At 63.1% G+C, this 12990-nt stretch carries 10 protein-coding genes and 1 tRNA gene; 7 read left to right on the top strand and 4 right to left on the bottom strand.

Annotated features, from left to right (window positions below):
* Positions 1-47: 47 nt before the first annotated feature.
* The 7 genes from GOX53_RS06620 to GOX53_RS06590 all read left to right on the top strand — a co-directional run bounded on the left by GOX53_RS06620 (position 48) and on the right by GOX53_RS06590 (position 8488).
* Positions 48-1430, top strand: coding sequence for an aldehyde dehydrogenase family protein (locus tag GOX53_RS06620; protein ID WP_171174615.1), 1383 nt, complete (start codon positions 48-50; stop codon positions 1428-1430).
* Positions 1427-2572: an iron-containing alcohol dehydrogenase gene (locus GOX53_RS06615; RefSeq protein WP_171174613.1), complete on the top strand. Its 1146-nt coding sequence runs from the start codon at positions 1427-1429 to the stop codon at positions 2570-2572. The genes GOX53_RS06620 and GOX53_RS06615 overlap by 4 nt, the downstream gene beginning before the upstream one ends.
* Positions 2573-2647: 75 nt before the next feature.
* A complete protein-coding gene (locus GOX53_RS06610) occupies positions 2648-3487 on the top strand; it encodes a DMT family transporter (RefSeq protein ID WP_171174611.1) in 840 nt (279 codons plus the stop codon).
* Between the two features lie 433 nt (positions 3488-3920).
* Positions 3921-5045 (top strand): extracellular solute-binding protein, encoded by a 1125-nt coding sequence (locus GOX53_RS06605; RefSeq protein WP_171174610.1) that lies wholly within the window; start codon positions 3921-3923, stop codon positions 5043-5045.
* A 123-nt stretch (positions 5046-5168) separates the two neighbouring features.
* The gene (locus GOX53_RS06600) at positions 5169-6281 is read left to right on the top strand and encodes an ABC transporter ATP-binding protein (RefSeq protein ID WP_171174608.1); all 1113 of its coding nucleotides are present in this window, start codon (positions 5169-5171) and stop codon (positions 6279-6281) included.
* 12 nt (positions 6282-6293) lie between these two features.
* Complete coding sequence (locus tag GOX53_RS06595) at positions 6294-7214, top strand: ABC transporter permease (RefSeq protein WP_171174606.1); 921 nt, start codon at positions 6294-6296, stop codon at positions 7212-7214.
* Complete coding sequence (locus GOX53_RS06590; RefSeq protein WP_171174603.1) at positions 7211-8488, top strand: ABC transporter permease; 1278 nt, start codon at positions 7211-7213, stop codon at positions 8486-8488. Before GOX53_RS06595 ends, GOX53_RS06590 begins: the two co-directional genes overlap by 4 nt.
* Positions 8489-8620: 132 nt before the next feature.
* Here the strand turns inward: GOX53_RS06590 and GOX53_RS06585 are convergent.
* The 4 genes from GOX53_RS06585 to GOX53_RS06570 form a co-directional block, all read right to left on the bottom strand.
* Positions 8621-8695: transfer RNA gene (locus tag GOX53_RS06585), tRNA-Glu, on the bottom strand.
* A gap of 104 nt (positions 8696-8799) precedes the next feature.
* Positions 8800-10548 carry a single-stranded-DNA-specific exonuclease RecJ gene (gene recJ / locus GOX53_RS06580; RefSeq protein ID WP_171174853.1) on the bottom strand — a complete coding sequence of 583 codons (1749 nt, stop codon included), beginning with the start codon at positions 10546-10548 and terminating at the stop codon, positions 8800-8802.
* Between the two features lie 93 nt (positions 10549-10641).
* Complete coding sequence (gene glpX, locus GOX53_RS06575; RefSeq protein ID WP_171174602.1) at positions 10642-11619, bottom strand: class II fructose-bisphosphatase; 978 nt, start codon at positions 11617-11619, stop codon at positions 10642-10644.
* A 74-nt stretch (positions 11620-11693) separates the two neighbouring features.
* Positions 11694-12980 carry a homoserine dehydrogenase gene (locus GOX53_RS06570; protein ID WP_171174600.1) on the bottom strand — a complete coding sequence of 429 codons (1287 nt, stop codon included), beginning with the start codon at positions 12978-12980 and terminating at the stop codon, positions 11694-11696.
* Positions 12981-12990: the final 10 nt, after the last annotated feature.

The following is a 12990-nucleotide window of genomic DNA, read 5'->3' as shown; positions in this document are numbered from 1 at the left end:
GAAAAAGATGAAGCAGGGCGTGCCCTGCGAACAGTCAAGAGGTTGGGATGGCCCAGACACTGAAATGTATCTCACCGATCGACGGGTCGGTGTTTGCCGAGCGCGGAACCTTGTCGCGTGAGGCGGCGTTCGAGGCTGCGGTGCGGGCGCGGGCGGCGCAGGCGGAATGGGCCGCGCGTCCGTTGCAGGAGCGGATCAATCTGGTGATGGCGGGCGTGGCCGCTGTGGGCGCGATGAATGGCGAGATCGTGCCGGAACTGGCCCATATGATGGGGTGCCCGGTGCGCTACGGCGGCGAGTTTGGCGGCTTCAACGAACGTGCCGGTCACATGGCGGAGATTGCTGAAACGTCTTTGGCCGATATCGCCGTGGGTGAGGATGAGACGTTCAAGCGCTATATCAAGCGAATCCCGCATGGAGTGGTCTTTGTAGTAGCGCCTTGGAACTACCCGTACATGACAGCGATCAACACGGTGGCGCCGGCGCTGATCGCGGGCAACACGGTGATCCTGAAACACGCCACGCAGACCCTGCTGGTGGGCGAGCGCATGGCGCAGGCTTTCCATGGGGCGGGCGTGCCCCAAGATGTGTTCCAGAACGTGTTCCTGACCCATGGCGTGACCAATGAGCTGATTGCGGGCAATGCGTTCGACTTCGTGAACTTCACCGGCTCGGTCGGGGGCGGTCAGGCGATGGAGCGTGCGGCGGCGGGCACCTTTATCGGTGTGGGCACCGAGCTGGGCGGCAAGGACCCGGGCTATGTGATGGAAGACGCCGATCTGGATGCAGCGGTCGATACGCTGATCGATGGGGCGATGTTCAACTCGGGTCAGTGCTGCTGTGGGATCGAGCGGATCTACGTGCATGAAAGCCTCCATGACGATTTCCTCGCCAAGGCGGTGGAGATCGTGAAGGGCTATAAGCTAGGCAATCCGCTGGACAGCGACACCACGATTGGCCCGATGGCCAATGTGCGCTTTGCCGATGAGGTGAGGGCCCAGATCGCAGAGGCGGTCGAGGCCGGCGCCGTGGCCCATATTGACACATTCGCCGAGGATGATGGCGGGGCCTATCTGACTCCGCAGATCCTGACAAACGTCACCCATGACATGCGGGTGATGCGGGATGAGAGCTTTGGCCCGGTTGTGGGCATCATGAAAGTGTCCTCGGACGAAGAGGCGATTGCGCTGATGAATGACAGCGAGTTCGGCCTGACGGCCAGCCTCTGGACCCGCGACGTGGATCGTGCGGCACGGGTCGGCGACCAGATTGAAACCGGCACCGTGTTCATGAACCGGGCCGATTATCTGGACCCGGGCCTCTGCTGGACCGGCTGCAAGAATACCGGGCGCGGCGGTGGATTGTCCGTCATCGGCTATCACAACCTGACCCGTCCCAAATCCTACCATCTGAAGAAGGTGACACCATGAGCCTTGTTGGAAACTGGTCCTACCCGACCGCGATCAAGTTCGGCGCAGGCCGCATCCGGGAACTGCCCGAGGCCTGTGCAGCGGCGGGCATGAAGCGCCCCCTACTGGTCACCGACAAGGGGTTGGCCGATCTGCCGATTACCAAGGCGACTCTGGATATCATGGAGGCCGCTGGCCTGGGCCGGGGTCTGTTCAGCGATGTGGACCCGAACCCGAACGAACAGAACCTCGACGCAGGGGTCGCGGCCTACAAGGCGGGCGGCCATGACGGGGTAGTCGCGTTCGGCGGCGGCTCGGGTCTGGATCTAGGTAAGATGGTGGCCTTCATGGCCGGCCAGACGCGGCCCGTGTGGGATTTTGAGGATATCGGCGACTGGTGGACCCGCGCCGACGCCGACGCCATCGCACCGATCATCGCGGTGCCGACAACAGCCGGCACGGGCTCGGAGGTGGGCCGCGCCAGCGTGATCACCAATTCCGAAACCCACGCCAAGAAGATCATCTTCCATCCCAAGGTTTTGCCGACCGTGGTGATCTGCGATCCGGAGCTGACGGTGGGGATGCCGAAATTCATCACTGCCGGCACCGGGCTTGACGCTTTTGCGCATTGCGTCGAGGCGTTCTCGAGCCCGCATTACCACCCGATGTCTCAGGGCATTGCGCTGGAGGGGATGCGGCTGGTCAAAGACTACCTGCCGCGCGCCTATGCCAACGGCACTGATATCGAGGCCCGCGCCCAGATGATGAGCGCGGCGGCAATGGGGGCTACCGCCTTCCAGAAAGGCCTTGGCGCAATCCACGCCATGAGCCATCCGGTAGGCGCGCATTTCAACACTCATCACGGCACCACCAACGCGGTCTGCATGCCTGCGGTGCTCGACTTCAATGCGTCTGCCATTGCCGCCCGCTTCGACACTGCAGCGGCCTATCTGGGGATCGGCGGTGGCTTTGATGGCTTCCGCGCCTTCGTGCAGGAGTTCAACGACAGCCTCGGCATCCCGCGCAAGCTCTCGGATCTGGGCGTGACAGCCAGGGCGATCCCGGAACTCGTCAAAGGCGCGATCATTGATCCGTCCTGCGGCGGCAACCCGATCGAACTGACCGAAGAGAACCTGACCGGCCTCTTCGACGCGGCGCTGTGACCGGCGGCCTGACATACGATCTGACCAACCGGCCCGCGTTGACGGCCGGTCCTTCCTCGCGCGAAAGGCCCGCACGTGACATTCTTCGTCATCGCCATCATCCTGTCGGCGGCGCTGCTGCACGCCGTCTGGAACGCCATCGTGAAAACGGCGGCCGACCGGACCACCACGCTGGGGCTTGTAGCCTTTGGCCATGTCATCCCCGCCGGGATCATGGTGATACTGCTGCCGCTGCCCAGTGCCGAGAGCTTTCCCTACATCCTGCTCTCGACCGTGGTGCATTTCGGATACTACTTCATGCTGGGCAAGGCCTATCAGCATGGAGATCTGAGTGTCGTCTATCCCATCGCACGCGGCATCGTGCCCGCGCTGGTATCGCTCTGGGCGATGGTCCTGGTGGGCGAGGTGCTGCCATGGCAGGCCTGGGGTGGGATCGCCCTGATCGCCCTAGGCATCCAACTGAGCAGTTGGAAGGCGCTGCGCTCGGGCGTCGGCCGGGTGGCACTGGGCTTTGCGCTGGGCACCGGGTTCTGCATCTCGATCTATTCGGTGGTGGACGGAATCGGGGTACGGCTGTCGGGCAATACGCTCAGCTATTGGGCCTGGGGCGCTTTTTTGCACCTCTTCATCGCCGGTTTCGTGGGTATCCGGAAACGCGCCGTTCTGGCGCAACTGCCCGCCAAGGTCTGGATGACCGGCATTGTCGGCGGACTGGTGTCGATGACGGCGTACGGGCTGGTGCTATATGCCAAGAACTTCGCGCCGCTCGGAGCGGTGTCGGCGCTCAGGGAAACCTCGGTGATCTTTGCTGCGCTGATCGGGTTCATCTTCCTCAAGGAAGGCAACTGGATGCGGCGGCTGGGAGCAGCAGTTCTGATGGCCTTGGGCGTCGCACTGATCGGCATGGCGGTCTGAGGCTCGGGGGCCGGTCGCTGTTACCTCGCAGGAGGTCGCGCCGGACCGCGATACGGCCGAAAAATGTGCTAGATTGGTACGGTGATGCCGGACCACCTGCTTTGCTGTCAGGCCAATGCGCCGGGAGCGACAGGAAACGGCGGTCGCGCAGTCACATCAGGGGGAAGCAGACGTGAGATTGACCTGCGAGATGACCCGTCGGCACAAAAGGCCTGAAACTGCGTTTCAGCAATGGTTTTAGGACCATGCAAAGACAAAGCGCGCCAATTCGGCGGCTGCGCCGGTCCCAAGACTCCGGCAAAAAACGGGTGATCGCATCTGGACCTACCAAAATATGAAACTGTCACTTTAGGAGAGTAGAAAGCACCGCAAAGACTTCACGTATAACCAAGAAAAACAACGCCAAATCAGTCCAAAAACGGGAGAGTAACTAATGGCTGTAAAATCAACTGTAACCCGCCGCTCGGTTCTGAAGGGGGCTGGCGCTGCGGCACTGGCCGCACCGCTTTATTCCAAGAGCGCGCTGGCATCCTCGGGTGAGATCAACATCCTGATGTGGTCGGACTACCTTCCGCCGTCTTTCATTTCCGAGTTCGAGAGCGAAACCGGCATTAAGGTGAACTACACAGGCATCGGTTCGAACGAGGAAATCATCAACAAGATGAAGGCCACCAAGGGTCAGGGTTTCGACATCGTGTCGCCGACCAACAACCGCTCGCTTCAGTGGGAACCGCTGGAGCTACTGCAGCCCTTCGACATGGGCAAGGTCAATGTCGACGCGGTGAACCCGGCAATGGCCAAGATCGGCACCGACGCGTGGAACTTCGGCGGCAACGGCGTGCACTGGCTGCCGCATATCTGGGGCACCGAGGGCATCGCCTATCGCACCGACAAGTGGCTGCCCGAGGGCGACGCACCGTCTTACGGCGACGTCTGGTCGGAAGAGAACGCGGGCAAGACCATGGGCCGCGCGCATTCGATGATGCTGGGCGCTGGCCTTTACATGGAGCGCTCGGGCGAAATGGAGCCGGGCTCGATCTGGGCCGCTTACGGCGACGAGGAAACCATGCGCAAGGTCTGGGGTCAGGTGGCCGATTGGTGCATTGCCCGCAAGGATCGCATCAAGCTAATCTGGAACGATGCCGACACCCAGAAGAATGGTCTGCTGAACGAAGGCGTGATCGTGGGCCAGACTTGGGACGGCCCGCCACTGGCACTGAAGGCCGCCGGTGAGCCGGTGCATTATCAGGCCCCGGTCGAGGGTGCGATGGCGTGGGTCGACGGTATCTCGATGCCGACCGGTGCCGCCAACACGGACCAGATCTATGCGTTCCTTGAGTTTGCCTATCGCAAGGAGCCCGCAGGCGTGGCCATTGACAGCCACGGCTACAACTCGCCGGTTCTGGGCGCTGATACCTTCGCGGGCGACGTCTACAAGAAGAACTTTGCCGAGGCCTATCCCGGCGACTCGCTGGCCAACCTGAATCCGTGGCCGGCCGAGGCACCCTGGTATGCCGAGGTCCGGACCGAGTTCGTCAACAAGTTCAAGAGCGCCTGACCGGCGGTGAACGCGGGCCCCCTGTGCGTGCGCAGGGGGCCCTCTTTGTATGTGCCGCGCGCAAAGACAACAAACAGATGCGGTCGCACCAAGCGGAACCGCATTGCGAGGGAGAACCCAAAGATGAGTGCTGGGGTCGGAGTCGATCTGGAAAACCTTTGGATCCGGTTCGGAGATTTTGTCGCCGTGCGCGACGCGAATGTGAACATCAACGGGGGCGATTTCTTTTCGTTCCTCGGGCCCTCGGGCTGCGGCAAGACGACGATCCTGCGTGCGGTCTCGGGCTTTCTCGAGCCGTCCGAGGGCAATGTCCTGATCGGCGGCAACAACATGAAGGGCATCGGGCCAAACAAGCGCCCGACTGCGCTGATCTTTCAGAACCTGGCGCTTTTCCCGCTGATGAAGGTGTGGGAGAACATCACCTTCTCAATGGAGATCAAGGGCGCCAGCAGCGCCGAGCGCCGCAAGCGCGCCGACGAGCTGCTGGACATGATCGCGCTACCGGATCAGGGCGACAAGCTGCCCAGCGAGTTGTCGGGCGGTCAGCGTCAGCGGGTGGCGATTGCCCGGGCGCTTTGTGCCGAACCGGACGTGCTTCTGCTGGACGAGCCGCTCTCGGCGCTGGATCTCAAGCTGCGCCAGCACATGCGCACCGAACTCCGCGAGATTCAGAAACGTGTCGGCATCACCTTTATCTACATCACCCATGACCAGGGCGAAGCGCTGACCATGTCGGACGACATTGCCGTGATGCGCGCCGGTGTGATCGACCAGATCGCCGATGGCAAGACCATCTACAACGACCCCTCGACCGCATTCGCGGCCTCTTTTGTTGGTGAAAACAACGTCTTCCGCGGCAAGGTTAAACAGGTCATGGGAAGCGAGGCGCTGATCACCACCAACCGTTCGGGCGATCTGGTGGCGCGGATCTCGACCGCCAATCAGGGCAAGATGAAAGAGGGGGACGAGGCGATGATGTTCATCCGTCCCGAGGCTTTCGCCATCGCGCCCGACGGCGCCACCGGTGATCATTTCGTGACCGCCTCGGTCACCCATGAAGAGTTCGAGGGCAACGTCTTCAACATCTTCACCGAGGGCGAGGGCGGCAAGGAGATCAAGGTGTCGATCCCGAACCTGGGCCAATCCTTCGAATCCCATACCGGTCAGGCGATCACGCTGGAATACGAGACCCGCAACGCGGTGATCGTTCCGGCGGGCGAACTGGCCGCAGAATAAGGAGGCCTGACAATGCCCGGCTTCCTCAAGGAGTTTCTTAACCGCAACGGCACCGGCATGGGGCTGGCGATCCTCGGTCTGGTCCTCTTCTGGACCATCGGCCTGATCATCCTGCCGCAGCTGTCGATGCTCGACTTTTCGTTCCGTCCCAACCTGCCGCCGCCCGAGATCGGCGGGCCCAAGGACGTCTACACGCTGGAGAACTACAAATACCTTGTCTACGGCCCCGAGGGGGGCAGCCAGGACTATAACGTGGTGGATCTGAGGATCTTTTTCCGCACGTTGATCGCGGCGGTCTGTGTGACGATCTTCAACCTGATCCTGTGCTATCCCATTGCCTATTATCTGGGTCAGACCAAGGGCAATCACATCCGCGTCTTCGCGCTGATGCTGATCATCCCCTACTGGATCAACGAGATCCTGCGCGCTTTCGCGCTGCGCATCATCTTTGGCGAGACCGGCGTGCTGAACACGGTGCTGGTGGGTCTGGGTGTCTTCGACACACCCTTCGACTTCATCCGCAACGACATCGCGCTCTATGCCGGTCTGGGCTATGCCTACATCCTGTTGATGATCTTCCCGATCTACAACGTGATCGAAAGTCTGGATCACAACCAGATCGAGGCGGCACGGGATCTGGGCGCGCCCTGGTGGCGCATCCACTGGCGGGTGGTCGTGCCTTACGCCAAGCCGGGCATCAGCTCGGGTTGCACGATGGTGTTCATGCTGAGCGCGGGCGCACTGGCGGCGCCGCAGATCCTTGGTGGGCCATCGTCGCTGTGGTTCACTCAGCTGATCTATCAGCAGTTCAATGACAACAATGACTGGCCGCAGGGTGCTGCCTACGCCATCGTGCTGCTGGTGACCTGTATCCTGTTCGTGCTCGCCGCGATGCGGCTGTTCAAGGTGAACATGGGGGATATCGGGAAATGAACACTTCCTTCCTCCGTGTAAGCGTCTGGGTCTATCTCGCGATCTTCTTCGCCTATCTGCTGGGCCCGCTGGTGATCATGTCGGTCACCGCGTTCAACTCATCCGAGTTCCCGCGGGCGACGCCGTGGGAATGCCTGACCTTCGACTGGTTCAGCGCGCTGTTTCAGGATCAGCGCATCCTGAATGGCATCAAGAACTCGCTGATCATCGGGCTGGGCACGGTGGTGCTGTCGGTAGCGATGGGTCTGGCGGGGGCGCTGATGCTCACCCAGATCTGGCCCAAGCTGCGCGCCACCTACTACACGATCATTATCGCACCGATCCTGATCCCGGGCGTGGTCTTGGGTATCTCGACGCTGGTGTTCTGGGACCGGATCAACCGGTTCCTGGGGCTGGGGGCGGATAGCTTCCTGTCCAACGGCATCTTCCTGACGGTGATCGGCCAGTCCACCTTCATCGCCAGCTACTGCATGCTGGTGCTGGTGGCGCGGCTGCAGCGTTATGACGTGGCGCTGACCGAGGCGGCGCTGGATCTGGGCGCGACCCACGCGCAGGCGTTCCGCAAGATCTTGCTGCCCTTCATGCGTCCGGCGATTGCCTCGGCTGCGGTGTTGGCGTTCCTGGCGTCGTTCGAGAACTACAACACCACGACCTTCACCTTTGGCGAATACCCGACGCTTACCATCGAACTGGCGCAGAAGGTGCGCTACGGCATCACCCCGGCGATCTCGGCGCTTGCCTTCATCATCGTGGTGCTGACGGTGTTCTTTGCGCTGCTCAACGAAGCGGGCATCAAGCGCAAGGAGGTCGTCGCCGCCGCGCGCCGTCAGGCGACGGTAGGTGAGATGACCGGCAAGGTCAGATTGCCCGGCTTCTTCACCGGCAACGCGGCTGCGGTGGTGCTGGTGGTCTTTGCCATCGCCACGATCTCGGTCGTGGGCACGGCGACGGTCTACAGCCCTGCGCAGTGCATCGCCGACGTCAAGGAGCAGAAGCGCCTTGAGGCCGAGAAGCGCATTCAGGAACTGCGCAAAAAGCGCGAGGAGCAGCGCAAGCAACGTGAGGCCGAACAGGCCGAACAGGGCGAAGCGCAGCAGTCTGCTCCGAAACCGTCCAACAACAGCGGCTTCGGCAATGTCTTCGCTCCGAACACGCTAAGCGGTGAGGGAGAGGACGACGCACCAGAGACCGATACTGATGAGCAGCCGTCCGGCGGCAATGGCGGTTTCGGAGGGGCCTTCGATCCGAACTCACTGCAAAGTCCGAGCGATTAACCCGGTCGGCACGCGCAATAGAACCTCCGGGCCGGATCGGTCCGGGGGTTTTTTCTTGCCCGCGCAATGGAGGCAGCAACATCGCGTAAAAACAGCGTGATCTGTGAGGCTATCATGATAGGCGGAGAAAAGTGGCAGCCCGTAGGGGAATCGAACCCCTCTTTCCAGGTTGAAAACCTGGCGTCCTAACCGATAGACGAACGGGCCACGCTGGCTTGTGGAGCGCCTTTTACGTATTACCGCCCAACCCCGCAAGCGGAAAAATGCGGTTTGGTGAAAGTTTTTTGCGCGGTTCCTGAGGGCCCATGTTTTCAGCCATTTCCGGCGTCTGCGACATCCTCAAGACGCAGTTGAACGCTTTGCCGGCCACCCCATGTGTTGATCTCAAGCCGCCCGGCAAAATGGAACCGCGCGCCGCCATGATTGGACAGACGCTCTCCTAGCGGGCCGTCGAAGGCGCCAAAGGCGATGGCGTCCAGTCCGCCGGACATCCCGTCCGACAGCGAGAGTTTCAGATGCGAGTCTCCCACCCGCTTGGCAAAGCGCACTTGGAGGTCGGGCAGAGCAAAGCGCGGGGCAGGGGCGCCGGCACCAAACGGGCCGGCCTGTTCGATCTGTTCGATCAGGTCGACGGTGGCGGCCTTGGGCATCAGCGCCCCGTCGAGTTTCAGGTCAGCGGGCCCACCCTGACCGGCGCCTTGCTTGGCCAGCAGCTCTGACAGACGCTCCATCGCCGGTTCCAGCTTGTCCCGCATCACGGTCAGCCCGGCAGCCATCTTGTGCCCGCCGCCCTTGACCAGCAGCCCTTCGGCGGCCAGCCGCTGGATCGACGCGCCCAAGTCGACACCCGAGACCGACCTACCCGAACCCTTGCCCTCATCTCCGTCAAAGCCGATGACGATGGCGGGGCGGTTGGCCGCCTCCTTGAGCCGCGAGGCGACGATGCCGACGACGCCCGGGTGCCAGCCGTCAGCAGCCGCCCAGACCAGCGGCGCCTCCAGCCCCCGTTGCTCGGCCTGCTCAAGTGCGGCGGCGCGCACGGCGTTTTCAATCTCGCGCCGCTCTGTGTTCAGCTCATCCAGCCGTTGCGCCAGCGCTTCGGCCTCGACCATCGAGTCGGTGGACAGCAGCCGCGCGCCCAGATCCGCCTGGCCGATCCGCCCGCCCGCATTGACGCGCGGACCCAGCAGAAAACCCAGATGGTAAGAGCTTGGTGCCGCATCCATCCGCGACACATCCGACAGCGCCACCAGCCCGGGCCGATGCCGCTGCGCCATCACCTTGAGCCCCTGCCGCACCAACGCCCGGTTCGCCTCGATCAGCGGCGCCACATCGGCCACCGTGGCCAGCGCCACCAGATCCAGCAGGGCCATCAGATCGGGCCCTTTCGCCCTGGTCTCACGCAGTTGCCGCCCGGCCTCGACCAGCATCAGGAACACGACACCGGCGGCGCAGAGATAGCCCAGATCGCCGCTTTCGTCCTGCCGGTTGGGGTTCACTACGGCCACGCAGTCGGGCAAGGTCTCGCCGCCCAGATGGTGATCCAGAACGATGACATCCGCTTCCTCTGCGGCGGCGATGGGCTCATGACTCAGCGTGCCGCAATCAACACAAATGATCAGATCGTGGCGCGCCGCAAGCTCCTGCATGGCGGGCACATTGGGGCCATAACCCTCGTCGATCCGGTCCGGCACATAGAGCGTCGCCTGCAGCCCCATCTGCCGCAGCCAGACCAGCAGTAACGCCGCCGAACTGCCGCCATCCACGTCATAATCGGCAAAGACCGCGACCCGTTCCTTACGCTGCACCGCCTGCAGAAATCGCGTGGCGGCGACCTCCATATCCCTCATTCCGCGCGGATCAGGCAGCAACTCCTTCAGCGTCGGCGCCAGGAACCCCTTGGCCTCCATCGCCGGAACGCCCCTTCGGGCCAACACCTGACAGACCGCGCGCGGCAGGCTGGTCTGTTGTGCCATCATCTCGGACGCGCGCTCCAGCTCAACCGACGGCCCGACCCAGCGCCGCCCGGTCAGTGACTGCTCAACCCCAAGAAAACTCACCGCGTCCCCCAATGTACCAAGACCGGGCCCATCGCGGACCCGGCCCTTCATCTTTTTATAAATACTCCCGCCGGAGGCAGCGGCGCAAGCCGCTTACTGGTGCGGCGCAAGCGGCGTGCGATAAGACATGCGTCGGACCGACCCTGTCTTGGACCGCATCAGCAGCGTCGTGGTCTCGACCCAGCCTGGCTCGCGTTTGATACGCGGCAGCAGCGAGCCGCCGGTCACACCGGTGGCGGCAAAGATCACGTCCTGCGTCACCATCTCGTCGCGGGCATAGACTCGGTCCAGATCGGTGATGCCCGCCTTGGCGGCGCGGCCACGCTCGTCATCGTTGCGGAAGAGGAGGCGGCCAAAAATCTGCCCGCCCATGCATTTCAGCGCGGCAGCGGCCAGAACGCCCTCGGGCGCACCGCCCTGGCCCATATACATGTCGATGCCGGTCTCTTCAGCCTCCGCACAGTGCATGACACCGGCCACGTCGCCGTCGGTGATCAGCCGGATCGAGGCGCCGGTTTCACGCACCTCAGAGATCATCGCTTCGTGACGCGGACGCTCCAGAATGCAAACGGTTATGTCGGAAGAATCACAGCTCTTGGCTTTGGCCAGCGCCTCGACCCGTTCACGGGGCGACATGTCCAGCATCACCACGCCCGGCTCATAGCCCGGACCGATGGCCAGCTTGTCCATGTACACATCCGGCGCGTGCAGCATCGAGCCGCGCGGGCCCATGGCGATCACGGTCAGCGCGTTCGGCATGTCCTTGGCGGTCAGCGTGGTGCCCTCGAGCGGGTCCAGCGCGATATCGACGCCGGGGCCTTTGCCGGTGCCGACCTCTTCGCCGATAAATAGCATCGGCGCCTCGTCACGCTCGCCTTCGCCGATCACCACCACACCTGCGATGTCCAGCAGGTTCAGCTGTTCGCGCATGGCGTTCACGGCGGCCTGGTCGGCGGCCTTTTCATCGCCACGGCCCACCAGCGAGGCCGAGGCCAGCGCCGCCTGTTCGGCAACGCGGGCCAGACCCAGCGACAGCATGCGGTCATGGAAGGTGGTGTCGTCAGAGCTCATTTCACTATCCCTTGGTCATTGAAGACGTTTCAACGGGCATAGCCCGTCCCGCCCGGCCTCTGCAAGAGGAAGGCTCAGAGCTCTTCGATGCGCAGGGCGACGGGCTCAAGCGCGACGACGTCCGTTTCCTTCAGCGCCGAAAGCGCCTCATCCAACGCCGCACGGGTTGTCTTGTGGGTCACGATCAGCACCGGTGCCGTGCTGTTGGTGTGCCCATACTGGCGCATCCGATCGATCGAGATGCCGGCCTCACCCAGAATGGCCGCGACCTTGGCCAGCGCGCCGGGTTTGTCCAGCAGCGCCGTGCGTAGGTAATATGGCGCGGGCAGGCCGGTGCGGGCCGGTTGCGCCGCTTCCAGCGTATCGGCGGGCTGGCCGAAAGTCGGAATGTGCAGCCCGCGCGCCAGATCGCAGATATCGCCCAGCACGGCGCTGGCGGTGGGACCTTCGCCCGCGCCGGGGCCGCGCAGCACGATCTGTTCGACCGCGTCGCCCTCGACCACCACCATATTGGTGCCGCCCTCAAGCTGCCCCAGCGGCGAGTCGGCAGGCACCAGACAGGGCTGCATGCGCTGCTCAAGCCCACGGGGCGAACGCTGCGCCACGCCCAAAAGCTTGATACGATAGCCCATGTCGGAGGCCTGCCGGATATCTTCCAGTTCGATCCGCTGGATGCCTTCAACTTCGATGCCGTCGAAATTGGGCCTGGTGCCATAGGCGATCGAGGCCAGCAGCGTCAGCTTGTGCGCCGCATCGATGCCGCCGACGTCCAGATTGGGATCGGCTTCGAGATACCCCAGCTTGGCGCATTCGTCGAACAGCGCATTATAGCCCAGCCCCTGCGATTCCATCCGGGTCAGGATATAGTTGCAGGTGCCGTTCATGACGCCCATGACCCGGGTGATGCCGTTTCCGGCCAGCCCTTCGGTCAGCGCCTTGATCACCGGGATGCCACCCGCAACGGCGGCCTCGAACCGGATCACGCGGCCCGCCGCCTCGGCCTGTTCGGCCAGTGCTTGCCCGTGAACGGCCAGCAGCGCCTTGTTGGCGGTGACGACATCCTTGCCGCTGGCCAGCGCCGCCTCGGTCGCGTCCTTTGCGGCCCCTTCCGAGCCGCCCATCAGTTCGACAAAGATGTCGATATCGTCGCGTTTGGCCAGCGCCACGGGGTCGGTTTCCCAGGCATATCCCGACAGGCTGACGCCCCTATCCTTGTCCGCGTCGCGGGCCGAGACCGCCACGATCTCGATCCGGCGGCCCGTGCGCGCCGCAAGCAGATCGGCCTGGCGCCGGATGATCCGGACCACCCCCACGCCAACGGTCCCCAAACCTGCAATCCCAAGCCGCAGCGCCTGTGTCATTCTGAGGGTC

Source organism: Ruegeria sp. HKCCD8929 (assembly GCF_013031405.1).
GTDB lineage: Bacteria > Pseudomonadota > Alphaproteobacteria > Rhodobacterales > Rhodobacteraceae > Ruegeria.
This window is presented reverse-complemented; position numbering and strand designations above follow the sequence as displayed.